Consider the following 25,334-nt stretch of genomic DNA (forward strand, 5'->3'; position numbering starts at 1 on the left):
GCTTCACATGCCAGCACTGCAAGACAACGCCTCACCCTCTACCGCCGAAGGCATGGGAATTTTTGAGCGCTACCTCACGCTATGGGTAGCACTCGCCATTGTGGTAGGCATCTTAGTTGGGCAATTGATCCCAGCAGTACCGGAAACGCTGTCACGTTTTGAAGTGGCGCAGGTATCGATTCCGGTGGCGGTACTCATTTGGGCGATGATATTCCCCATGATGGCGCAAATTGACTTCACCTCGCTACTGGGTGTGCGTCGTCAGCCAAAAGGTTTGATCATCACTACATCAGTGAACTGGTTGATCAAACCTTTCACTATGTTCGCCATCTCCTGGCTATTTCTGATGGTGATCTTTCGACCGTTTATTCCCGCCGAGCTAGCCAGCCAGTATTTAGCCGGTGCAATTCTGCTTGGGGCTGCGCCGTGTACCGCCATGGTGTTTGTGTGGAGCTACCTAACCCGCGGCGATGCCGCCTACACTCTGGTACAAGTGGCGCTTAATGATCTAATTATGCTGTTCGCGTTTGCCCCTATCGTGGTCTTCCTACTGGGCATCTCCAATATTCAGGTGCCCTGGGACACGGTCGCCCTGTCAATCGTACTGTACATTGTGATTCCCCTGGCGGCGGGCTATATCACACGGCAAAGTTTGATTAAAAAGCGTGGCGCCGAGTGGTACGACAACGTGTTTATGAAGCGGGTTGGCCCTATCACCCCGATTGGCTTGATCATTACCCTAGTGCTGCTATTCGCCTTCCAGGGTGAGGTCATTCTCAATAATCCGCTGCATATCGTATTGATCGCGATACCGCTGATTATTCAAACGTTCCTGATCTTCTTTATCGCCTATGGCTGGGCTAAAACCTGGCGATTGCCACATAACATTGCCGCACCGGGGGCGATGATCGGCGCCAGCAACTTCTTTGAACTGGCGGTGGCAGCGGCTATCGCACTGTTTGGCTTACAGTCGGGCGCTGCGCTAGCCACTGTTGTCGGCGTATTGGTCGAAGTACCGCTGATGCTCGCGCTGGTAAGAATTGCAAACAAGACCCGCCATCATTTTCCGGCTACTGTTAATCATTAAATTTTGAGCTAGGTCACCAGGTCATCATGCCTGTAGCCATCCCAAGCATTGGGCTCAATAACGATTGGATAGGCCATGGGTAATGTGATTGATATAGATAGCAAAGCACTAGACTTTATCAAGCAGCGAGGCGGCATCCTTACCGTACGCCTTTCCCCAAGACATGGCTGCTGCGGTGGGCTTGCCAAGGTCGCCATTGCCGAGGCAAACCCACCCGCAGACTCTTCGCTTTACCAATGCCATCGCTACCAAAATATAACGCTGTTCATTGACCCGGCGCTTATAGGGCAAGGGTTAAGCTTAAACGTTGAGGGATGGTGGAAGCTTCGCCACCTGTATATGGAGGGTTCACCCTTGTTACAGCCTTAGCTAAGAAGACGGTAACAAGGGTTAATGGTACGCGCGGCTTTACGTACATGAGCATTTACGCGTGAGCGCTATCAATGGATTGCTGCAAATCGGCCAGCAGATCGTCGGCCTTTTCAATCCCGACCGACAAGCGCAGCAAATCCAGCGGAACTGGCGAGTCAGAACCTTCAATACTGGCACGGTGCTCAATCAAACTTTCTACACCGCCTAACGAAGTAGCCCGACACCAGAGCTGCGTTTTAGCGGCAACTGCAATAGCGGCTTTTTCTCCACCGGCTAAACGAATAGACAACATACCGCCGAAACCACTGCTCATTTGCTTTTGAGCCACGTCGTGGCCGGAAAAACTTTTTAAACCGGGGTATAACACCTCAATTACATGCGGATGCTGCTCCAGCTGTCCAGCAATATATAACGCACTTTGACAGCTTTCCCGCACCCGTAAAAACAAGGTTCGCATTCCACGTAGTAATTGAGCTGCATCAGTTGGGCCAGGAACTGCACCAGATTGGGCGCGAATGGCAACCAGACGCTGCCAGAAGGCGTTATCTTCCCGTGCAGCCAATACTCCGGAAATAACATCAGAGTGGCCGTTGAGGTATTTGGTGGCTGAATGCATCACGATATCAGCACCAAGGTTCAACGGTTTTGTTAGCAATGGTGTAGCAACAGTAGAGTCAACAGCAAGCAGGGCTCCGCAGTCTTTTGCTAAATCAGCTACTGCAGCAATATCGGTAACGGTCCAGAGCGGATTGCCAGGCGTTTCAAGCCAAATAAGTGTGGGTGCTTTTTCATCAATGGCAAGGCGTAATTCGTCCAGATTTGTAGTGTCCACAAAACGAACATTCAGCCCGCTATCGACACCAAAGGTCTGCAGCCATTTACGCAACGCCCAGTACATCACTTTAGGAGCGATGACTGAATCGCCGGGCTTTAACGCCTGAAAAACAGTTGTTGCCGCTGCCATACCCGAGGCGAATAAACGGGCATCAACCGCATTTTCCAGCTCTGCCAAGAGTATTTCTGCAGGTCGGTACGTTGGGTTGTCAGCTCTGGAATACACTCGACCGCTGCGATATTGATTATCGCTGTCTCGAAGGTAAGTCGTTGATGTATATACTGGCGGGATGATTACTCCATATTCGTGCTCAAGGTGACTACCGCCCTGAGCAAGGAGTGATTGAGACGAAAAAGGATGGTCTGTCATATAAATTCTCGCTTAAGTAAGCTCAATGCAAGATATATCACATATACCATAAACCAATCCAATTCATACAGCGTCGCCTTTATATAGACGCCTCGCCCTTACAGTCGAAGCACACGAATACACAGAAGCTCAAATCCCGCTCGCGGGCCATGGGCACCACAAGGATAGCGGTCAAGTAATAGCTGGAGGCCCAGGCAAGAGTTTGTGCACTGCCTAAAGTGAGCGTTAAACCGCCTAGGCGAAAAGCGAATCATGCGACTTGTTTAGGCAGTGCTAACGCCATCAATGCACTGGCAGCCACTAAGGCCGCTGACACCCACAAGCAGGCACTCAGCCCGGAAGCCATATACAGCCAGCCCGACAGTAGTGTGCCCACTAAACGCCCCATGGCATTGGCCATATAATAGAAACCGACATCCATGGAGACGCCGTCAGCGCGAGCATAGTGCACAATCAAATAGCTGTGCCAGCTGGAGTTAATTGCAAACAGCACCCCAAAGGCGAGTAGCCCGACCACTAACCAACCTACTTGTGCCAAGGGCAGCATCGCCAGCAAAATTGCCAACACCGCCAGTGCCGCCGCCCAGCCGGCGGTAAGTGCCCGCGCATCGCCTTTGATCAACCGGGTTAATTTGGGTGCCTGGGTTTGCACCCCGCCATAACCGATCACCCATACCGCTAACAGCCCACCCACTGTCCAGTGTGTCCAACCGTGTTGATCGTATAAAAACACCGGCAGTGCTACCACAAACCACACATCCCGTGCCGAAAATAGGCAAAAGCGCGCCGCGGAGAGCACGTTAATCGCACGTGATTTTGAGAAGATTTCGGAGAACTTGGGCTTTACTTTTTGGCGGCCTAAATCCGCCTTAAGCCTCAACAGTGAAAGCAGTAACACGCCGCCAAGCATTACCGCCATCACCAACACTGCGGCCTGGAAGCCAATCAACGTTAGCAGCAACCCGCCAACAAAAAAGCCTAGCCCCTTTAACGCGTTTTTAGAGCCGGTCAGCATCGCCACCCACCGGTAGAGTGAACTATTGGCGTTAGCACTCTCTTTTGGCACCAGCACTTTAACGGCGCTTTTAGCGCTCATTTTGTTGAGGTCTTTAGCGATCCCCGACAGCGCCTGAGCAGCCATCACCCAAGCAACTGTCAGCAGGCTAGCGGGCACCATCAGCATAGCAAGCGCAATAATTTGCAGCCCAAGCCCCACATTCATGGTGCGGTTGAGACCCAACCGCGCGCCCAACCAGCCACCTACCAGGTTAGTCACCACACCAAAAGCTTCGTAAAACAGAAACAGCATGGCGATTTCTAACGGCGAGTAACCCAGTTGATGGAAGTGCATGACCACCAGCATACGCAGCGCGCCGTCGGTTACCGTGAACGCCCAGTAGTTGCCGGTAATCAGCATATATTGGCGCACCTCGAAAGGTAGCGCCTTTACCCGCTTTAACAACGATAAATCAGCCACGGCCCACCTGCTCACCGCCTACCTGCCCACTACCTACCATCAGGGCCAACTCGGCCGTGCGGTTGGCGTAGCCCCACTCGTTGTCGTACCAGGCATAGAGTTTTAGCTGGGTGCCATTGATCACCATGGTGGAGAGCGCATCAATGATCGAGCTGCGCGGGTCGGTGCGGTAATCAATCGACACTAGCGGGCGCTCTTCATAGCCCAAAATACCGGCAAGCTCGCCATCAGCCGCGGCTTTTAGCGCCTGATTGATCTCTTCGACGGTCACTTCGCGCTCAAGCTCGAACACCATATCGGTAAGCGAAGCGTTAGCCAGCGGCACACGAATCGCGTGACCGTTTAGCTTGCCTTCCAGTTCGGGGAAAATAGCAGTGATGGCTTTGGCCGAGCCGGTGGTGGTGGGGATTAAGCTCATGCCGCAAGCCCGGGCGCGGCGCAGGTCTTTATGCGGGGCATCTAAAATGGTTTGAGTGTTGGTGATGTCGTGCACCGTGGTCATCGAGCCATGGCGGATACCAAAGGTTTCCTGAATGACTTTGACCACCGGTGCCAGGCAGTTGGTGGTGCAACTGGCAGCGGTAACGATCTTATGTTGAGCAGGATCGTAAAGGTGGTCGTTCACCCCCACCACCACATTAAGCACGTTCGCCTCTTTCATAGGCGCACTCACCACCACACGACCGACGCCTTGATCAATGTACGCCTGCAGTTTATCAGTGGTTTTCATTACGCCCGAGCACTCGATCACGATATCGCAGTTCGACCAATCGCTATCGGCAATTGCTTTATTAGCGCTAAAGACGACAGTTTTTCCATCGAGAACGATAGCGTCATCGGTTGCCAAGATACCCTTCCCTGGTGTCCAGCGCCCGTGAACTGAATCAAACTCCAGCAGGTGGGCAAAGGTTGCCGCATCGCCGCCCGGGTCGTTAATGCGTGTTATTGCTACCGCGCCAGCGTCTACCTGCCCCCACAAACTGCGCAATGCCAAACGCCCAATCCGCCCAAAGCCGTTAATGCCAATACGTAGTGCCATGAGTGCCTCCTAAGCTAACGGTTACACAATCTATTAAGAGAAAGCATAACGGCTATATACGTTAAAACATATATAACCACTTAAAAAAACGCCTACTAACAAACAGGCCCACCACCGTGTAGTAGGCCTGCGTAGTAAGTATTAATTAGCAAGCATTAATTAACCATAACGACCAGAGATATAGTCCTCGGTCTTCTTCTGTGCCGGGGTTGAGAACATCACTTTGGTGTCGTTGTACTCAATGATTTCCCCCAGGTGGAAGAACGCCGTGTAGTCCGCCACCCGCGCCGCCTGCTGCATATTATGCGTCACGGTAATGATGGTGAATTTCTCTTTCAGCTTGTCCATCAGGTCTTCGATGGTGGCGGTGGAAATAGGATCAAGCGCTGAGGTTGGCTCATCCATCAAAATCACATCAGGCTGAACCGCAATAGCGCGGGCAATACACAACCGCTGTTGCTGACCACCGGACAGAGAGGTGCCTGGCTCATGCAGCTTGTCTTTCACCTCGTTCCACAACCCAGCGTCACGCAGCGCTTTTTCAACCAATTCTTCCTGCTCGGCTTTACGGCTGACCAAGTCGTGCATGCGTGGTGCGTAAGCGATATTTTCAAAGATCGACTTAGGAAACGGATTAGGCTTTTGGAAAACCATGCCCACCCGGCGACGGAGCGCCACTTCATCCATTTTAGGTGCGTTAACGTCCAACCCGTCCATCTCGACCAGGCCTTCGGTGCGTACGCTAGGAATCAGGTCGTTCATACGATTCAAACAGCGTAAGAACGTCGACTTACCACACCCCGAAGGGCCAATCAGCGCCGTCACATTTTTCTGAAAAAGATCAATATTTAGATTCTTCAGCGCTTGGTTTTTGCCATACCACAGATTCAAATCGCGAACCCGGAAACTCAGGTCGTGGCACGCAGCTTCATTTCGTGTATAGGGTTGCCCAACCGCAGGTGTCTGCTGGCCGTTCATTACAGTTGCATGGCTATTCATAGAAATGTCCTCTATAACGCACTGGCCTACCAGCGACGCTCAAATTTCTTACGCATCACAACGGCAAAAGCGTTGAGTGAGATGAGTATGGTGAGTAGCACCAAAATACCGCCAGCAGTTTTTTCCACAAACGCCTGCTCAGGTTCACCAGCCCAGGTGAATATTTGCGCAGGCATCACTGTTGCCGCGTTGGTAAAGGAAACGCCCACATCGGGGATAAAGGCCACCATCCCTACAATAATCAGCGGCGCCGTTTCACCCATCGCTTGCGCCAGGCCGATAATAGAACCTGTCATAATACCCGGCATTGCTAAGGGTAGAACGTGATCCCGCACTACCTGCCAGCGTGAACAGCCCACCCCAAAGCCTGCGTGACGGATGGATTCAGGCACGCTACGCAGTGCGGTACGTGTCGAAATAATGATCACTGGCAGCGTCATCAATGCCAGCGTCATACCGCCCACTAATGGAGACGACCGCGGCACCCCGAAAAAGTTAATAAAGATCGCAAGACCCAGCAGACCAAATAGAATCGACGGGATCGCCGCTAGGTTATTGATGTTAATTTCAATAATCTGGGTTAAGCGGTTATCCGGCGCAAACTCTTCAAGATAAATAGCTGTCATCACGCCGATCGGGAAAGATATCGCCAGGGTGACGATCATGGTCATAATGGTGCCGACCACTGCCGATAAAATGCCCGCGTTCTCGGCAATTTTTGAATCACCCGAACCAAAGAAAGTGGTATTAAAGCGTAGATCCACCTGTCCAGATTCGACTCGGGCATCAAGGGCTTCCTGCTCCTCGTCACTCAAGCGATGCCGGTGTCCCTTCAAGTATTGATCGACATCACTATTTGCTAATACCCACTCCGCTTTACTGGTGCCGATCATGTCAGGATTGTTGCGCAACTCTAATGGAATTGTACGCACCGCCGTACGGCTAATTAACGGCAACAGCTCTTCATCAAACGCCCGCCGCCCATCGGTTTCGGCTTCTTGTGTGTAGCTAATCTCGGTTTGTATATAGGCCTGCTGGAAAGCGGGTAGACCTTTACTCAGCATATCGGCAAAAAACAGCACCAGAAAAAGGCCCGCGAGACCTAACGATCCCATGGTTATCCATTTAAGGCGGGTAGACTTTCGGTGACGCCGCTTAAGCTGCTGGCTGATTTCGTCAAAAGAGTGGCTCATCGAAACAGTTCCTCGGCGTTACAGGTTATTCACGCGGTATTTTTCACGGAAACGACGGATCATCAATACTGACACCAAGTTGAGTGCGAGTGTGATCACGAAGAGCACGAGTCCAAGGGCAAAAGCTGATAATGTTTCGGCACTTTCAAACTCTTGGTCGCCGGTGAGCGCCGCCACGATACGCACAGTCACCGTGGTCATATCTTCCAGCGGATTAGCGGTTAAATTAGGCCGCATACCCGCCGCCATAACCACGATCATGGTTTCACCCATGGCACGAGACATACCCAAGAGCGACGCTGAGATAATCCCCGGCATGGCAGCGGGCACTACCACATCACGAATCGTTTCCCCTTTGGTCATACCGAGTGCCAGCGACCCCTGGCGCATGCTATCGGGCACCGAATTGATCACATCATCAGATAGCGATGAGATAAACGGAATGATCATAATGCCCATCACAATGCCGGGTGCCAGCGCATTGTTATAAGACGCATCGAGCCCCAGAAAACCGGCAATATTGACAATGATCGGCGCCACGGTGATGGCGGCAAAAAAGCCATAAACGACGGTAGGAATACCTGCCAATACTTCTAACACCGGCTTGGCGACGGTACGCACTTTGCGCGGTGCAAATTCAGACATATAAATCGCTGAAAGCAAACCGATAGGCACCGCCACCAGCATAGCGATGGCGGTAATCATAAAGGTGCCAGCAAACAGCGGTACCGAGCCAAACTCAGCGCCGCTACCATCACCGCGACCCGCGGATGCTAAAAAGCTCGCGCCTGGATTCCAAGTGGTGCCGGTGATGAACTCCCAGAAGCTGTGCATTTGGAAAAAGCGCAGCGCCTCGGAAATAATCGAAATTAAAATACCAAAGGTCGTCAAAATGGAGATTAACGCTGCCCCAGCCAGGGTCATGCGAATGACCCGCTCAATGGCTTGACGGGCATGAAAATCGGGTTTTACTTGATTAAGACTCACCAGTAGCCCGATGGCTGCTATCACTAAGCTCGCCGCCAGCAGATAAAGCGTAGGAATGTCGGCGCCCATTAGAAGCAAAACGAAAGCGCCCAAGGCACTCACTACCACGGCTGGCCCGGCGGTGGAGAGTACTGTAAACCAAGCGTATTGGTCAGGCTGGGCGAACATCGCCGTACCCGCGCTACGTAACCGAGTGGCTTTTGAACGGCCAGCAAAAAAAGCCAGCAGCCCCAGCAGCAATAATGCACTGCAAAAAATCAGAAGAAGCTGGTTGGTCTGCATCGCATCTCTCTCACGTGGTCACCGGTTAAGAAACCTATCAACAATAACGGGTCGGCAGCTTGCGCTGCCGACCACTTTTAATCTGACCTACCAACTTACTTAAGAACGTCTGCTGTCATTGAAGTGCGATCTGCAACAGCCTGGCGCCACTCTTCGCGCTCTCCTTCTGGCAGAACGATCAAGCCGATATCACGCAAGTAGCCATCATCGCCAATCATCATTTCGCTCATAAACATATCGACGTAATCGTACATCGGCGGGACGTCTTCAGCGTGCTGGTTCTTCACGTAGAACCACAGTGAACGCGCGATAGGATAGTCACCGGAGCTGATCGCCTCAGCCTCAGGATCGACGCCATCAATGCTGGCGGCGCTGATCGTGTCAGTATTCTCTTCAAGGAAAGAGTAGCCGAAGATACCAAAGGCACCGGTGTCTTCTGAAAGGCGCTGAACGATCAGGTTGTCGTTTTCACCGGCATCGATGTAAACACCGTCAGAACGAATATCGGTGTAGCCTTCATCGCCGTAAACATCCATACCCTCAGACGCAGATTCCATTACCAGCTCTTCAAAAGCATCGCGGGTACCCGAAGTTGTCGGCGGCCCATAAATGGAGATTTCACGGTCTGGCAGCGAAGAATCGATCTCGCTCCAGTTGGTGTAGGGGTTTTCAACTAACTCGCCATCAACCGGCACCATGGCAGCTACCGCCATGAAGATCTGTTCGCGGGTTAAAGCAATGTCATCGTTTTCGCTTGATTGACCCAATACGATGCCGTCAGAACCGATTTTAGCCTCGGTGATATCGGTAACGCCGTTCTCTTCACAACGCTCAAACTCAGACACTTTCATGCGACGAGAAGCGTTAGTAATGTCGGGTGTGCCTTCACCAACACCATTACAGAACAGACGCAAACCGCCGCCCGAACCAGTCGATTCAATAACAGGCGTCGGGTTACCAGTAGTCGCACCGAACTCTTCCGTTACGTAGCTGGCAAACGGGTAAACGGTACTGGAACCAACGATTCGGATTTGATCACGGGCTTGAGCAACACCGGCAACGCTCATTACAGCAGCCGCGATAACGGTGGTTTTGAGAATACGGTTCATGCGAAATACTCCTGTTCATGTAGGGATCTGGCCTTCGCAAGGCATACCTTGCACTGGTTCCATGACAACTTCATGACAGCGAGCAAAACGTAGAAAATTTTTCGTTACATAGAGGCAACCCGACCTTACATCACCACAAAAGTCCTAGCGCCGCGAGGGTGCATAACGCCAGCGAGGCACCTTGCAGCATGCGTCGGTCTAAACGGTGGGCTACGGTATCTGCCAAGGCGTTACCTATTAATACTGCAGGTAGGAAGGTAAGCGCGACCTGGAAATGCCAAAGCTGAATCTGGTCAGCCAAGGCAAGGGTGATTAAGGTCAATAGAGAGGTCAAAATGAAAAAGGCGGCTAGATTGCCGCGCACACGATCAGTGGGTAAGCCGTGCATCAGCAGCACGATGGGTGGGCCACCAATAGCCGCAACGGTGCCAAAAATGCCAGAGAGCACCCCAGCGCCAAACAGCGTTATTCGGTTTACCGGCAACTGAAAGCGGCACAAGGTGACGAGTACCGCAAACAGGACGATGACCGCAATCAGCTTTTCTAACACAAACATGGGGGCGGCGAGTAGCAGCCAAATACCCAGCGCATTGCCGGGAAGGCGCCCCACTAGCGCCATGCCAATGGAATCCAGGCGCACCTCGTGCCAGTAATGACGCACCATCATCAGGGAGACGGTAAATCCGAACAGTACCAGAGTGACCGGCACCAGACGAGGCTCTAGCATCAACAGTAGCGGTGCGCCAATAATGGCCAAACCAAAGCCGGTAGCGCGCTGCACAAAAGCACCCATTAACAGTACGGCGGAGCAAGCTAACCAAGTGCTCATCGGCATATTGACCCAAGCCAGCATGCTATCCATTCAACTTACCCATTCAAACTATCCATATGCTCTATCCATACGCCCTGTCCACACGCCCTATCTATTTGAAAACTATTCATCCGCAGCAGGTGCTTTAGTCAGTTTGCGCACACCGATATTGCCTAGCAACGCAGCGCCCAGCATGGTGAGTACCATGGGCCAAAGATGCTCTACCTCGAACAGCCCTACCATCACTCCCGCGAGGGCGCCGCAGGTAAACTGGATCCCGCCCAGCAGCGCCGTTGCCGTGGCGCTGATATGGCCAAAATGATCCAGTAACGACGAGATCGCGTTGGGCGTGATCAGCCCGATCATTCCGGTAAACAGCATAATCAACGGCACCACGATCACTAGCGACGCGATGTCCAGGGCGGTCACCGCTACCAACCCAAGCGCGGCCACCAGCTGTATAAGCAACCCTAAACGCAAATTCTGCTGAGGAGTTCGCTTGCGGAGCAGATGAATATTGACCCGATTAGAGAGCGCAATAACGACAACGTTGACCCCAAACACTAGCGGATAAGTGCCGGGCGAGAGGCCAAAATAGTCGAGATAGAGAAACGGCGAAGCGGTCACGAAGGCAAACAGGCCCGCAAAGGAAGCCGCTACCGCACAGATATAGCCCATGCCTTCACGATGCTTAAGCACGCTGGCGTAGTTGCGTATTACTTGCCGTGGTGAAGCTGCAGGCAGCGACATATCGCGGGTTTCAGGTAACCGCGTTCCTAGCAGCCAGAGCAAAAAGCCTGCGTAAACGGCTAAGAACACAAAAATCAGCCACCAGCCAGCCACGTGCAGTAGCAAGCTGCCCACTGCAGGTGCCACCAGCGGCGCCAGCATCATAATCATCGCCATGGTGGACATCACTTTGGCGGCCTCGCGCCCGCTAAAGCAGTCGCGCACAATCGCCGCCGAATTGACCACGCAGGCCCCGCCTCCCAACGCTTGAATAAACCGCCAAGCCAGCAGCGTGGGCAAACTGTCCGCCATCGTAATAGCAAGACTTGCCAGCATAAACACCACCAGTCCGCCCAGCAGCACAGGCTTTCTACCCATCCGATCCGAAAGCGGCCCAAAGCATAGCTGGCCCAATGCAAAGCCGAACAGGAATACGCTGATGGAGAGTTCAGTACGGTGAATACTGGCGCCGATGCTTTCAGCAATGATACCCATGGCAGGCAAATAAGCGTCGATAGCAAAGGGCGCCAGCGCCGTATTGGCAGCAACCAACAGTGCTACCCGGCGAGGATTAAGATCCATGGGTCTCCTTAAGGCGATAATGTACGCACTGAAATAGATAGGCCGCTAATCATAGCTGATTTTAAGGCCTTTGTCGGGATTGGAGACTATCGGTAGATAGCCCTTGGAAGAGGCCAGGGGCTTATCAAGGAGAGGGGAGCTTAGTGATGTGTAGTGGCGTCTTGCGACTCAAGCATGTCAACCAGTGGCTGAAACTGCTCACGGTTATGCTCATTCATATGCATTAAAATACGGTGGGCTTCCAGGATGCGATCGCGCAGTCCCTCTTCGTCTGCCGGCTCTTGGGGCAGCTCTTCAAGCTCATTGTTGAGCGTACTCGTCTGTTGTAGCGGCGCTTCCATCAGCGTGAAGAAACGCGCAAAGCCCATCACGTCCAACATCTGCCGTACATCAGGATTATCGACAATAATCGTCGGCGGCTGCTCCAGGCGCCCTTTCACCGCCATCGCGACCTTGGCCAAAAAACCAAGCGCCGTCGAATCGACATTGGTGGCTTCACGCAGGTCAATCAATACGGCACGCAACCCCGGCGTCTCGGCAAGACGCTGGGCTTGAGTATCCAGCGTGGCGCAGAGCGTCAAACGCACATCACCACACAGTTTTAGAATAAAAACACCAGAATCGAACGCCGCTTTAATGCGGCCCTCTTCAATCAGCATGACCAAATCCGCTCACCATCATGATTGTTAGATCATCGGGTAAAGCATCGCGCTCTTGGTTGGCATCAAACTCTGCATCCCCTTCGGCAAGGAGTGCATTCGTTTCTGCTAGCCGGTCGCGCAACTGCTCAAGCGTTACACTCTCGCTTACTAATTGCTCAAGCTCCTTGAGCCGCGTGTCGAGCGTTTTACCCGGCAAGCATTCCAATACTCCATCTGAGCAGAGCCATAGACGAAATTTATTCGGCAATGCACAACTCAGCGAAGGATACTCCACATCGGGGAAAAGGCCTACCGGCATTCCCTCGCCTTCTAAACGGCGTAGCTCTCCTTCTGCTGCCAACAGGGGCATGGGAAGCTGCGCGCCGAGCGAATAGTGAAGAGTATGCGCCTCGTGGTCAATAACACCGACAAATAAGGTGGCATGTTTACCAATATCGGTGCCCTGCAGCTCGCGGTTCATCGCCTTTAACCAATCAGGCGGCAGATTTTCCGGATGCTGGCCATCCCACTCACTCAGCCAGCGGTTGCATAAATATTTGAGCAGCACGGTAACAAATGCCGACGAGGCACCATGCCCCGATACATCGGCGAAATAGAAGGCACTGTAGCGCTCGTTATAGCGTTGGTAATCGAGAAAATCACCAGACAAATAGAGCGAAGGAGCAAATACGTAGTCGTAATACACCCCGTTAATCACCTTGGGCCGCAGCGGTAACAAACGCCGCTGGATATGCCCTCCACTCTGCTGATCCATCCGCAGCAGCGCGAGATGGGTCTCTAGGCTCTCGTTTAACTCCGCCAGCCGCGCATGGTCACGCTCGCGCTCCAGCGCCAAATCGTTGAGCTTAATGGCCTTACGGATCATTCGTCGCAACAGCTCGGCGTGTCGCAGCGGATGGACAATATAGTCCACCAGCCCCACATCAATCGCTTTGATCAAGTCGGCGTCCTGACGCGAGTCACTGACTACCAGTGTCGGTAGGCGTCGCGTTAGGTGTGTCCATTGCTGCCGCGGAACTGCCCGAGCATGGGCAACAATGAGCGCCGTGTCAGCAGGCAAATGCGCGATATCCTCAGCGGCAAACACCCACATGCCATCGCAGGTAATCGCTTCAGCCAGCGCATCACGTTCACGACCAGGTTCGTCGATCACCGCGATCAACTGCTTAGAATGATCCATCATAAGCCTCAATCGGTGACTTCGTTGTCACCAAAGTCACTATCATCCTGACCGCTGTCATCAAAATCGCTGTCATCAAAGTCGAAGGTTTCGCTGGCAAAGGGGTCATCACCCAATTCTCCATCGCTCACCTCAAATTGGCGGTTCTGCAAGTAAGCGTCACGAATAAAACGGTAGCGATCACCACGAATTAATTCTTCCTGGTCAAGCAAACCCGCTCGAATATCGATCGCTTTGAGTGCGGTAAGGCCTACTCGAACAATATCGTCTTCTGCATAATTAACGGGGTTCGTTGCCATGTTCGCGGGCATACCGGTGGTATCCCGCAGCGTGCTGGGGCCAAAGAAAGGCAGCACCAGATAACGCGAATCTTCCCACCCCCACACCGCTAACGTTTGGCCAAAATCTTCTTCATCCGCAGTAATTTCCATTAGGGTGGCATAATCTAACAGTCCGCCAATGCCTACCGTGGAGTTAATTAAAAAACGTGACGTGGCGAGGCCCGCGTTTGACGGTTTGCCCTGCAGCACGCTGTTAAGCGCAGTACGCACTTCACCTAAGTTGGAGAAAAAATTACCTACGCCCGTTTCTACCGGGTCGGGGGTAATAGCACGATAGCCTGTTGCCACCGGCTTGAGCGCGTAGCGATCCAACACATCGTTAAACGCAAACACTTTGCGGTTAAAGCCTTCCCAAGGGTCTTCGGGAGCAGTATTTTCCGCCATTTGCGTACTGGCACAGCCTCCGGTTACGAGTAACGTCACCAGTAGTAGTGGCAACCCTTTGCTACGCAGCGAAAGCGCAGGCTGCGCGTTATTAAACCACTGCCACATGACATTTTCCTTTTTCAATTCCCTTGCACCTTATACAGACATCTACAAACGACGAATAACCACACTGCCCGCGCTATAACCTGCTCCAAAGGAGCAAATCACGCCAATATCGCCCTCCACAAGCGCCTCGCGATGGAGGTGAAAGGCGATGATAGAACCCGCTGAACTGGTGTTGGCGTAACGATCCAAAATAATCGGCGCCTGTGTTTCACTCGGGTCATAGCCCAATACTTTGCGGGCAATCAAATCGTTCATATGCCGGTTAGCCTGGTGTAGCCACATGCGCTTCAGATCGCCACCGGCCAACTCTAAGGAGGCCAAATGATCGGTGATCAATTTAGCCACCATCGGGCAAACTTCTCTAAACACCCGACGCCCTTCCTGCACAAACAGCTTATCCAAGGCGAGTGGGTCACTGTCCGTTACGCGGTTAAGGAACCCTGCATTATTACGGATCGCGTTGGAAAACTGGGTAACCAGACGCGTGCCAAGAATTTCAAACTGCTCATCGGCCACCGCAATAGCGCTATTTTCTAGTACCACAGCGGTACAAGCATCGCCGAAAATGAAGTGGCTGTCACGGTCTCGAAAGTTGAGGTGCGCCGAGCAAATTTCCGGATTGACCACCAGGGCACGCTTCACACTGCCGGAGGCTATGGCGTTGGCAGCCGTTTCCAAAGCAAACGTCGCTGAACTACAGGCCACATTCATATCGAACCCGTAGCCACTTGTGCCCAAGGCCTGCTGCACCTCGACCGCCATAGCGGGGTAGGCACGCTCCAGGTTTGAGCAGGCCACGATCACCAGCTCGATGTCAGCAGCTTCTACCTTGGCAGCGGCCAGCGCCTGCCGCGCGGCAGCGGTCGCCATCTCGCACTGAATAGAGGGTTCGTCATTGCCCCGCTGCGGAAGTTTAGGCCGCATACGCTGTGGGTCAAGGATCCCAGCTGCATCGAGCACATAGCGGCTCTTAATACCGGAGGCTTTTTCGATAAATTCGCTGCTTGAATGTGCCAGCGGTTCGCGCTCGCCGCGCGCAATGGCTCCGGCATGCTGTTCATTCTCGCTGTCTACCCAAGCATTAAATGCCGCCACCAGGGCCGCATTATCAATGGCGTGTTCCGGTGTATAGAGACCTGTACCGGTAATCACCACATGTGTCATGCCAATCTCCTCTAAGCGGCTTGCCGACGTGACCGGCCATCTATATAGCGTGCGACTTACGGCGAACCCATCACGTTACTGTGTGCGTAAAATAGCGGTTTTTCCAGCAACTTTTTTCAACAACTTTTTCCAACCACGGCTAAACGCTAGTGATCTCTTGCCAGCGTTTTTCCAGTCGTTTTACCGACACCACCATACTCGTCCCCAACTGCTGCGCGAATAGCGACACTCTAAGCTCTTGTAACCACCAGCCAAAAGCGACCAATTCAGGGTCTTCCACCCGCCCGCGTCGCTCGCTTTCGCGGCGGGCATCAAAACGGGCCTCTAATGCCTGGACATCTTGCATCATCATTTGATCGCGACCGCGCTCACGGGCGGCTTTTTCAAGCCGAATGAGCGCCGCCTCGGTGTAGCGCGGGTATTCGTCCAGCCAAGCGCCCGCATCGCGAATAAAGCCTGGATAGACCAGACGTTGCATCTGCGCGCTAACATCGCTATACACCAGCGCCAGAGCAAAATTAAGCTTCCCTTTGAGCACCTTACTGACCGCCAGATGCCCTTTTAGCGCGGCCTCTACGCGTACCAGCAGTGCTTTCGCTTCGTCTACAAGCTGACCCTGAGTAGCGTTTAGTCGCTGGCTAAACTCGCCTTCCGAGCGCGGCAGGGGGTGCTGAGCAATCACCTGGGTAAACACCGCAAGCAGCAGATCGTCGATCAAAGCTTGTTTACTACCCACTTTGGCGAACAGTAGCGCGCACTTCTCAACACCCGGCAGTTGTTTAATCGCTTTAACCTGTTCAGGTAGCTTGGCAATTGCCAGCCGAGCGATGCCCTCCTGGTGGGCAGCGTCAGCTTTTGCAGGGTGATCAAACAACGCCACCTTGAACTCGCTGGCGTCAAGACCGCTGGTTTTCGCAATCCTGCTTTCAGCGACCAGGGCAGGATACGCCTCTACGCGAATACCTGCCTGGGTGGTAACGCGCGAAGCGGGCAGCGGCGTCTTGGGTAGCCCGGCCACAGCGGGCTCTTGGCTAACCTGTTCAGCCAGTGCCTGGGCGCCTGCGCTGGCTGCCGCTTCAAAGCGCTGCTCTAAAGCACGCAGATCGCGCCCCTGCCCTAAGGTTTCGCCCGCGTGATCGACCACGCGAATATTCATGATCAGATGCGGTTCGAGCACGTCGAGGCGCCAGTCGTCGGGATGCACCCGCGTCGATGTACGGCGGCGAATGAACTCCCCCAAGGCCTCGGTTAACGGGCGCTGATCGGGCACCAGGGTTTCCAGCGCCGCATCCACCCAATCAGGAATCGGCACCACCTGGCGGCGGATGCTTTTCGGCAGTGACTTCAGAAGCGCAATACACTTTTCACGCAGCAGCCCAGGTACCAACCACTCCAGAGCATGCACCGGCACCTGGGGCAACATTGCAGCGGGAACGGTCAGGGTAACACCGTCATCCTCGGCTTCGGGGTCAAAGTGGTAGCTTACCGGATACGCGACGCCCGCCAGAATCAAATGATCAGGATACTGCGCCTGGGTAACGTCCTCCGCGTCGCGCGCTTTAAGTGAATCAATATCGAAATGCAGTAATTGTGGCTCTTGCTGCTCGGCCTGCTTGCGCCAGTGCTCAAAGCCCTTGCCGTTGACTATCTCCGCCGGGATCCGCTGGTCGTAAAAGTCATAGAGCGTGTCTTCATCGACCAGAATATCTCGCCGCCGAGCGCGATCTTCCAGCGCTTCGACTTCGTCGATCAACGCGCGGTTATGAGCAAAGAAGGCACCTTTGGTGTGAAATTCCCCTTCCACCAGCGCACGGCGAATAAACAGCTCCCGGGACTCCTGGGGCGCGATTGGCCCGTAATGTACCTTGCGCCGCGCCACAATCGGCAGACCAAACAGCGTGACCTGTTCAAAGGCCACTACCTGGGCGCGCTTCATTTCCCAATGCGGTTCGCTGTAGCTGCGTTTAACCAGGTGCTGCGCCTGGGGTTCAATCCACTGGGGATCGATTTTGGCCACGGTGCGGGCAAACAGCTTGGAGGTTTCCACCATCTCGAACGCCATGATCCACTTGGGCGACTTCTTGGCCAACCCTGAGCCTGGATGAATCATAAACTTGCGATTGCGGGCGCCGAGATACTCGCGGTTCTCCACCAACGTCCCCAGATTAGAGAGCAGCCCCGAGAGTAGCGCCTGATGCACCTTGCCCGACGTTTTACGCCGCGTTTGACGCGCCTGTTCTTCGCTCTCGTCTTCATTACGGGGCGGCGGCGCGGGCACGTCGATATCCATATCGCGCAGCAGTTGGCGCAGTTGGCGGAAGGTGTCGTGCCATTCGCGCATGCGCAGGTAGTTGATGTAGTGCTCGCGGCACCAGCGGCGCAGCTGATTACCTGAAAGCGCCTCACGGGCATTCTCAATGCCGTGCCAAAGGTTCAGCAAGGCGACAAAATCGGAATCCGGATCATGCCAGCGCTGGTGAGCTTGGTCGGCCGCCTGGCGCTTATCTGTCGGTCGGTCGCGGGGGTCTTGGATGGCTAGCGCCGAGACGACGATCAGCACATCGCGAAGGCTGCCGAATTCGGCACCCGCCAACACCATTCGCGCCAAGCGCGGGTCAATCGGCAGCCGCGCCAGCTTACGCCCAAGCGGAGAAAGGCGCTGCTTGTCGTCCACCGCCCCCAGCTCGAACAGCAGTCGAAAGCCGTCTTTAACAAAGCGGCTATCCGGTGGATCAACAAACGGAAAGGCCTCGATATCGCCGAGCTTGAGCCCCAGCATCGAGAGAATCACCGAGGCAAGGTTGGTGCGCTGGATTTCCGGGTCGGTAAAGCCGGGCCGGGATAGGAAATCCTCTTCGCTGTAGAGGCGAATGCACACGCCTTCGGCAATCCGCCCACAGCGCCCTTTACGCTGGTTGGCGCTGGCCTGGCTAACCGCTTCTACCGGCAGTCGCTGGATCTTGGAACGGTAGCTATAGCGGCTTATACGTACGAGGCCAGGGTCGATCACGTAGCGAATCCCAGGCACGGTCAGCGACGTTTCCGCGACGTTGGTGGCGAGTACAATGCGCCTGCCACGGTGCGGCGCAAACACGCGGTTCTGCTCTTCGTTGGAGAGCCTCGCGTAGAGCGGCAGAATTTCAGTGCCTTTCAGCTCGGCGCGGCGCAGGGTATCGGCGGTTTCACGAATTTCGCGCTCACCAGGTAAAAACACCAGCACATCGCGAGGGCCATGCAACCAGCCTTTTTCACGCTCAACGGCTTCAATCTCTTCCACCGCGTGCAGAATGCCCTCTTGCAGCGTGCGGTCTTCTTCATCGTCCTCATCGCGCACCAGCGGCCGGTAGTGTACTTCAACGGGGTAGGTGCGCCCGGTTACTTCCACCACCGGTGCAGGCGTCTTGGCGGTGCCGAAGTGTTTGGCAAAGCGCTCCACGTCGATAGTCGCCGAGGTAATGATGACTTTTAGATCGGGCCGCTTGGGGAGCAAACGTTTGAGGTAGCCGAGTAGAAAGTCGATATTCAGGCTGCGCTCGTGGGCTTCATCAATAATGATGGTGTCGTAACGCAGCAGCAGCGGATCATGCTGGGTCTCGGCCAGCAAAATCCCGTCGGTCATCAGTTTGACCAGGGTCGTCGGGCTGCTCTGGTCGGTGAAGCGCACCTGATAGCCCACCTGCTCGCCCAGAGAGACTTCCAGCTCTTCCGCCAGGCGACTGGCGACACTGCGGGCAGCCAAGCGACGCGGTTGGGTGTGGCCAATTAAGCCACGGCGGCCTCGGCCCAGTTCCAAACACATTTTAGGCAGCTGGGTGGTTTTGCCTGAGCCTGTCTCCCCCGCCACCACCACGACCTGATGATCGCGGATGGCGTTGACAATATCCTCCCGGCGTTCGACCACCGGCAATTCTGGCGGGTAATTGAAGGCGACCTTTTGGCTTTCGCGCTGACTGAGCTGCTGCTGGGCACGACCAAGCTCGCGCTGCACCTCGTCCAAGCCACGGCTAATCGGTTTGCTATCACGTAGGCGACGGTTTAAACCAGCCAGCCGGCGCTCCAGCCGCTCTGCATCGCGCAGCATCACATCGCCCGCGGCCTGTTTCAGCGACGCAAGACGTTGACTATCGGTGGGGGCTGGGGATGTGTCGGTGGTCACGATTGAGTCGGCTTCCATTCGCTTGGGCATTTAACAAGAGATATTAATAACAGATATAAAAAATCAACCCGCTCAATTGAGCGGGTCGTATAGTGTAACGCTTTCAGCTCCGCGACGCCTAACCACAGTGCCGAGTCATCATCTACAGTTACGTTTTTGAGGGCTCTTCGTCGCGCAGCTGGCGGCGGAGCACTTTGCCCACGTTGGTTTTGGGCAGCTCATCGCGAAACTCTATGAATTTCGGCACTTTGTAGCCAGTGAGCTCTTTTTTGCACCAGTCGCGTAGTGTTTTTTCATCTAGCTGGTCATTTTTACTTACCACAAACAGCTTGATGGCTTCGCCAGCATTTTCATCTGGCACACCGACCGCGGCAGACTCAAGCACATCCGGGTGGGCTGCCACCACATCTTCAACTTCGTTGGGATAAACATTAAAGCCAGAGACCAGGATCATATCTTTTTTGCGATCAACGATGCGGATATAGCCATCATCCTGCAGCACAGCGATGTCGCCGGTGCGAAACCAGCCATCCTCATCGATGGCGTCACGGGTTTCATCTTCACGCTGCCAGTAGCCTTTCATCACCTGTGGCCCTTGCACGCACAGTTCTCCCGGCTCGCCCAATGCCACGTCGTTGCCATCGGCGTCGACGACTTTTACCGCGGTGCCCGCCACGGGCTTACCGATAGTGCCCAGTTGGATCGAATCGGTCGGGTTGAAGCTAACAATGGGAGAAGTCTCGGTCAGACCATACCCCTCGGCAATTGGGCAACCGGTGGTTTTTTCCCAACGCTGCGCCGCTGCTTTGGTCAGCGCCATGCCGCCGGAGATCGTCAGCTTCAATTTGGAAAAATCGAGCTGCTTGAAATCGTCGCGATTACATAGCGCATTAAACAGCGTATTGAGGCCGATAAAAGCGCTAAAGGGCAGCCCCTTGAGCTCTTTGATAAAACCATCCAGGTCGCGAGGGTTAGTGATCAGCAAAGAGTGGTTACCGGTTTCCATTAGGAACAGGCAGTTAACCGTAAAGGTATAGATGTGATAAACCGGTAGCGGTGCGATAACCAGCTCTTCGCCATCGGTCAGATGAGTACCAATCGCTTCCCGCGCTTGCAGCATATTGGCGATGAGATTGCGATGGGTCAGCATTGCGCCTTTTGGCATACCCGTGGTGCCACCGGTATATTGAAGCGCGGCTAAATCGTCGGGGCTCCTCTTGACCTCGGTATGACTTAGCGAGGCACCTTTTTTTAGCGCATCACGGAAGCCAACCGCACTGGGCAGTGAATAAGCAGGCACCATTTTCTTAACGTGCTTGACCACTGCATTGATTAACCAGCGCTTGGGCACATCGTGCAAGTCAGCTAGCTGGGTGACGAGCACATGCTTGATATCTGTTTTATCGAGCACTTTCTCCAGCTTGTCCGCCATATTAGCCAAAATCACAATGGCTTTAGCGTTGGAGTCCTTGAACTGGTTGGCCATTTCCCGCTCGGTATATAGCGGGTTGGTGTTGACCACTACCAAGCCTGCGCGCAGTGCACCGAATACCGCCACAGGAAACTGCAGTACGTTGGGCAACTGGATGGCGATACGATCACCGGGAACGAGGTCGGTTTCATGCTGTAGCCATGCAGCAAAGTCTGCAGAGAGGCGGTCAAGATCAGCGAAAGAGAGCGTTTTTCCCATACAGGAAAAAGCTGGCTTGTCCTTAAAGCGTGTTACTGCGTTATGAAAAACATCCGTGACTGAATCGTACTGATCCAACCCTTCAAGCGCTGGGCCACGTAAAACGGCGGCGTTGGCGTGTTCGCTCATGGGCAATCTCCGCTATTGGCGTCGGCGTAAGTCACCGACCTTGTTGTTGTCGCTAGGCTCTATCTGAAAAAATAGGTTAAGAAGCCCAACGATATACGACCTCTAACAGGCTGTAAAACGATCGATTGAAACTAACGTTTCAACTTTAGCCCATAGTCGGGCTCACTTGATTTTCTGCTGCGTCCCTCATTCCAATTTAGTAGATCGTTTCTTTATGGACAGTAACGCGCCTGAATTTCTCCATCGCGCCAGACCAATAGCTCACCCGGCACCATGCGCTGCCAGGCTTCATTGTGCGTGAGCGGTTCAGTGGCAATCACTGAAACGATGTCGTCAGGCGTGGTATGTTCGGCAAAATTCACCGTCATCTCGGCGTCGGAGAGTTCCGCCTCGCCGAAGGGCGCGCAGCGGGTAATATGTGCAAGCTTCGTGGCGCAAAATGTATATAAATAGCCGCCATCGGAGAGCAGCATATTGAACACGCCCAGCGCTCTTAGCTGCTCACATAGCTGGTGCAAGCGCTCCCACAGCGTTGTGGGATCTGCTGGCGGGCAAGGAAATTCACGGCGAATCTCCCCCATTAACCAGCAGTAGGCGTACTCGCTATCGGTGCTGCCAACCGGGGTGTAGTTTCCTAACGCTAAACGCTCCCAGCCACTTAATTGCCCATTGTGAGCATAACACCAGGGTCGCCCCCACATTTCGCGCGTGAAAGGGTGGGTATTGGCAAGCTTTACGCCCCCCACGTTGGCCTGGCGAATGTGACTGATCACCACATTGGACTTAATCGGGTAATCGCAAATTAGCCGGGCGATAGGGGAATCGACGGAGGGATGGGGGTCGCGAAAATCGCGGTAACCGCCCTCTTCGTAGAAGGCAATTCCCCAACCATCGCGATGAGGGCCGGTGCCCCCACCGCGATGCAAAAAGCCCGAAAAGCTAAAACAGATATCGGTGGGCACATTGGCGCTCATACCCAGCAGTTCACACATACGCTTTACCAATACATAGACACCCGGCGCTCTCTGCAAAAGCATGGAACCTAAACACAGCCATTAACCAATCACCGGTTCGCGACGGCGTGGTGATTCGCTTTCATCGGCACTCTCTTCTTCCTGGGCGACATACTCATCGTCCCCAGGACGGCGCCACCACCACAGAGCAACGCCAATCAGCGCGCCTAATGCCATCCCCAACACCAGCCACATTAGCCCGCCACGAAGTGCTGCGCCGTTGTTTTCTAAAAACCCAACCGCCGCCACCATCGCCGAAGGTGCCCAACCGGTATAGAATTCACCCTCTTCTATTAACGGCAGCCGGAAAGTGGCGGGTGCCCATATTGCCCCTGCCACCATCCAGGTCAGCACAAGACGTGGCAAGCGAGGCAGAAAAGTGAACGCAAAATAGACCGCGACAATCACTAACAGCGACAGCCCGTAATAACTCAACCACAGTAGTGGCGTTGAATTTGCAAACAGCATAATACCCCTCATATGGGTGAACTCACCCGACGTTGATTTCCCGTTATGGTACCTATCAATTTATGAAAGCACAGCAAGGCATACCTTCAGGCTTACCCGCTGCACACTATTATCGCGCTAATGACCCGCAATGGCACTGGTTAGAAGAGCGCGACGACCCACAGGTCAGTGCCTTTTTAGAGGCCGCCAACCAGCAACAAGCCGATTGGTTCGCCCCGCTTGCCCCGCTGGAGGAAGCGTTATACCAGAGCCACCTGGCGCGCCGCGAATTAGCCGTGACCAGCCTTAAGACAACGCTTGACCACTTCACGTTCTGGAACGAAACCAGTGCCGAGGATGATTACCCCTGCTGGTGGCGCCACCCCAATCGCCAGCCTGAACAACAGGAATGTTTTTTTGACGTTAGAGCCCGTGCCGCCGAGCACGACTTTTACGACATGGGCGATATGGCGCTGTCACCCGATGAGCAGTGGTTGGCCTGGACAGAAGATACTCAAGGCGACGAGCGTTTTACTCTGTGGCTGAAAGCGCTGCCTAATGGAACGCCCGTGCAACTATTAAGCGATATTGGTGCGGGGCTTTGCTGGGCAGAAGATCAAACTGCCACTACAGCGACGCTGCTGTTCACGCGGTTTGACGACACTCAGCGCCCAGACAGCGTTTGGCGGCTTGCGCTTTCACTGATGGAGCCTGATGCTGCAAATGAGCCAGTATTGGTGCTACGGGAAGAGGATCCTGAGTTTTGGCTCGGTATTGGCAAAACGCGCTCGCGGTCGTGGCTGCTGCTAGAAAGCGGCTCAAAAGACACCAGTGAAATTCACCTATTGGCCGCTCACTCTCCTGATTCAGCCCCGCTGTGTATTCAGCAGCGCCAGGCGGGGGTTGAGTACAGCATTGATCACCGACCAGGCAGCTTTTACCGCCTGCATAACCAGGCAGGTGCTCACTTCCAGCTCGACTTTCTGCCCGAAAGTCAGCTTGGTCAGCCCCAATTGAATTGGCAAACGTTAATCGCCCACCGTGAAGAAGCCACCCTGGAAGGCGTTGATGCGTTCTCTTGGGGGCTGATGCTGGCTGAGCGCGACCATGCCCAGGCGCAAGTGCGTTTGCGGCGTTTACTTTTCGATGCCCAGCATAGCTGCACCCTGGATGAGACCCTGGCACTGCCTGAACAACCCTGTTCGCAGATGCTTGAAGATGCCCCGCACTTCGATACCCAGGTAGTGCGCCTTCGCGAAGAGTCGTTTACCCAGCCGCCCAGCTGGTTTTCACTCGATCTAACCAGTGGCGAACGGACGCTACTGAAGCGGGTACCTGTTTACGGCAACTTACAGCCTGAACAGCTAGTCAGCCGCCGCCTTTGGGCAACCAGCAGCGATGGCGAGCAAGTGCCCGTATCGGTGGTGATGCGCGCCGACCTGGCGGATCAGCCCTTACCCACGCTGCTGTATGGCTACGGCGCTTACGGTGAGGCTCTCGACCCCTGGTTCTCGATCGCCCGGCTGGAACTGCTCGAGCGCGGTGCGGCCTTTGCCGTTGCTCATGTGCGTGGTGGCGGCGAGCGCGGCGAACCCTGGTATTTAAACGGCAAGATGGCCCACAAGGAGAACAGCTTTAACGATTTCCTGGCCGCCCGGGAAGCGCTTGTGGAGCAGGGTGTCAGTGATTCACAGCGCATAGCGGCCTATGGCGCCAGCGCTGGAGGGCTGCTGGTCGGCACCTGCATTAATCGTGCCCCGGAAAAGTTTTGCGCCGCTCTGCTAGACGTGCCCTTCTTAGACGTGCTGCGCACGATGCAGAACCCGGAGCTGCCTCTGACGACCGCGGAGTACAGCGAGTGGGGCAACCCTGAAGAACCAGAGGTCGCCGAGCGAATAGCCGCTTACTCGCCTATCGATAATATTAAAGCGCAGTCATACCCCGCCCTGTGGATTGAGGGCAGTTGGTTCGATACCCGGGTCAGCTACTGGGAGCCCGCCAAGTTCTATGCCCAGGTGTCCCAGCAGCAACAGGGATCAGCGCCAATTCTGATGCGTACCGATATGAGCAGTGGCCACGGCGGCGCATCCGGTCGGTTCAAAGCGTGGCGCGATACCGCCCGCCAAGACGCGTTTATCCTCTGGGCGCTGGGACTGCACTCGCCAGCACCTTCAACTGCTGAGTAAAGT

20 protein-coding genes are annotated in these 25,334 nt (G+C 54.4%); 3 read left to right on the forward strand and 17 right to left on the reverse strand.

Going from position 1 to position 25,334, the window contains the following annotated elements:
- Window positions 1-7: 7 nt before the first annotated feature.
- Both arsB and YERSI8AC_RS14755 read left to right on the forward strand, forming a co-directional pair.
- Entirely contained in the window at window positions 8-1,087 is a 1,080-nt protein-coding gene (arsB, locus tag YERSI8AC_RS14750) for an ACR3 family arsenite efflux transporter (protein ID WP_159176991.1), read from the forward strand.
- 75 nt (window positions 1,088-1,162) lie between these two features.
- Entirely contained in the window at window positions 1,163-1,456 is a 294-nt protein-coding gene (locus YERSI8AC_RS14755) for a CC/Se motif family (seleno)protein (RefSeq protein WP_022522929.1), read from the forward strand.
- A gap of 55 nt (window positions 1,457-1,511) precedes the next feature.
- Here YERSI8AC_RS14755 and YERSI8AC_RS14760 read toward each other — a convergent pair whose 3' ends face one another.
- The 17 genes from YERSI8AC_RS14760 to YERSI8AC_RS14840 all read right to left on the reverse strand — a co-directional run bounded on the left by YERSI8AC_RS14760 (window position 1,512) and on the right by YERSI8AC_RS14840 (window position 23,166).
- Window positions 1,512-2,663 carry a trans-sulfuration enzyme family protein gene (locus YERSI8AC_RS14760; RefSeq protein ID WP_022522928.1) on the reverse strand — a complete coding sequence of 384 codons (1,152 nt, stop codon included), beginning with the start codon at window positions 2,661-2,663 and terminating at the stop codon, window positions 1,512-1,514.
- A 250-nt stretch (window positions 2,664-2,913) separates the two neighbouring features.
- A complete protein-coding gene (gene arsJ / locus YERSI8AC_RS14765; protein ID WP_022522927.1) occupies window positions 2,914-4,080 on the reverse strand; it encodes an organoarsenical effux MFS transporter ArsJ in 1,167 nt (388 codons plus the stop codon).
- 52 nt (window positions 4,081-4,132) lie between these two features.
- Window positions 4,133-5,179: an ArsJ-associated glyceraldehyde-3-phosphate dehydrogenase gene (locus tag YERSI8AC_RS14770; RefSeq protein ID WP_159176992.1), complete on the reverse strand. Its 1,047-nt coding sequence runs from the start codon at window positions 5,177-5,179 to the stop codon at window positions 4,133-4,135.
- A gap of 159 nt (window positions 5,180-5,338) precedes the next feature.
- The gene (gene pstB / locus YERSI8AC_RS14775; RefSeq protein WP_009288023.1) at window positions 5,339-6,178 is read right to left on the reverse strand and encodes a phosphate ABC transporter ATP-binding protein PstB; all 840 of its coding nucleotides are present in this window, start codon (window positions 6,176-6,178) and stop codon (window positions 5,339-5,341) included.
- A gap of 26 nt (window positions 6,179-6,204) precedes the next feature.
- A complete protein-coding gene (gene pstA / locus YERSI8AC_RS14780; protein ID WP_009288022.1) occupies window positions 6,205-7,371 on the reverse strand; it encodes a phosphate ABC transporter permease PstA in 1,167 nt (388 codons plus the stop codon).
- Window positions 7,372-7,389: 18 nt separating this feature from the next.
- Entirely contained in the window at window positions 7,390-8,640 is a 1,251-nt protein-coding gene (pstC, locus tag YERSI8AC_RS14785) for a phosphate ABC transporter permease subunit PstC (protein ID WP_009288021.1), read from the reverse strand.
- Between the two features lie 95 nt (window positions 8,641-8,735).
- Entirely contained in the window at window positions 8,736-9,749 is a 1,014-nt protein-coding gene (locus tag YERSI8AC_RS14790) for a PstS family phosphate ABC transporter substrate-binding protein (protein ID WP_138800548.1), read from the reverse strand.
- Window positions 9,750-9,879: 130 nt separating this feature from the next.
- Complete coding sequence (locus YERSI8AC_RS14795; RefSeq protein WP_051052139.1) at window positions 9,880-10,611, reverse strand: sulfite exporter TauE/SafE family protein; 732 nt, start codon at window positions 10,609-10,611, stop codon at window positions 9,880-9,882.
- 72 nt (window positions 10,612-10,683) lie between these two features.
- Complete coding sequence (locus YERSI8AC_RS14800) at window positions 10,684-11,871, reverse strand: multidrug effflux MFS transporter (protein ID WP_138800546.1); 1,188 nt, start codon at window positions 11,869-11,871, stop codon at window positions 10,684-10,686.
- Window positions 11,872-12,011: 140 nt separating this feature from the next.
- A complete protein-coding gene (locus YERSI8AC_RS14805; protein WP_022522924.1) occupies window positions 12,012-12,530 on the reverse strand; it encodes an STAS domain-containing protein in 519 nt (172 codons plus the stop codon).
- The gene (locus tag YERSI8AC_RS14810; protein ID WP_027958456.1) at window positions 12,520-13,713 is read right to left on the reverse strand and encodes a PP2C family protein-serine/threonine phosphatase; all 1,194 of its coding nucleotides are present in this window, start codon (window positions 13,711-13,713) and stop codon (window positions 12,520-12,522) included. The genes YERSI8AC_RS14805 and YERSI8AC_RS14810 overlap by 11 nt, the downstream gene beginning before the upstream one ends.
- An 8-nt stretch (window positions 13,714-13,721) precedes the next feature.
- Window positions 13,722-14,546, reverse strand: a complete 825-nt coding sequence (locus YERSI8AC_RS14815; RefSeq protein ID WP_159176993.1) for an MlaA family lipoprotein — start codon at window positions 14,544-14,546, stop codon at window positions 13,722-13,724.
- A gap of 42 nt (window positions 14,547-14,588) precedes the next feature.
- Window positions 14,589-15,710: a beta-ketoacyl-ACP synthase III gene (locus YERSI8AC_RS14820; RefSeq protein ID WP_027958455.1), complete on the reverse strand. Its 1,122-nt coding sequence runs from the start codon at window positions 15,708-15,710 to the stop codon at window positions 14,589-14,591.
- Between the two features lie 139 nt (window positions 15,711-15,849).
- Window positions 15,850-19,884 carry an ATP-dependent RNA helicase HrpA gene (hrpA, locus tag YERSI8AC_RS14825; protein ID WP_159176994.1) on the reverse strand — a complete coding sequence of 1,345 codons (4,035 nt, stop codon included), beginning with the start codon at window positions 19,882-19,884 and terminating at the stop codon, window positions 15,850-15,852.
- A 130-nt stretch (window positions 19,885-20,014) separates the two neighbouring features.
- A complete protein-coding gene (locus YERSI8AC_RS14830; RefSeq protein WP_159176995.1) occupies window positions 20,015-21,685 on the reverse strand; it encodes an AMP-binding protein in 1,671 nt (556 codons plus the stop codon).
- 212 nt (window positions 21,686-21,897) lie between these two features.
- Entirely contained in the window at window positions 21,898-22,677 is a 780-nt protein-coding gene (locus tag YERSI8AC_RS14835; protein WP_027958452.1) for a class II glutamine amidotransferase, read from the reverse strand.
- Window positions 22,678-22,740: 63 nt separating this feature from the next.
- Window positions 22,741-23,166 (reverse strand): hypothetical protein, encoded by a 426-nt coding sequence (locus YERSI8AC_RS14840; RefSeq protein ID WP_022522917.1) that lies wholly within the window; start codon window positions 23,164-23,166, stop codon window positions 22,741-22,743.
- A gap of 62 nt (window positions 23,167-23,228) precedes the next feature.
- Between YERSI8AC_RS14840 and YERSI8AC_RS14845 the strand changes: the two genes are divergently transcribed.
- Window positions 23,229-25,331: a S9 family peptidase gene (locus YERSI8AC_RS14845; protein WP_159176996.1), complete on the forward strand. Its 2,103-nt coding sequence runs from the start codon at window positions 23,229-23,231 to the stop codon at window positions 25,329-25,331.
- Window positions 25,332-25,334 lie beyond the last annotated feature (3 nt).

The organism is Halomonas sp. 113 (genome assembly GCF_904067645.1).
Lineage (GTDB): Bacteria > Pseudomonadota > Gammaproteobacteria > Pseudomonadales > Halomonadaceae > Vreelandella > Vreelandella titanicae.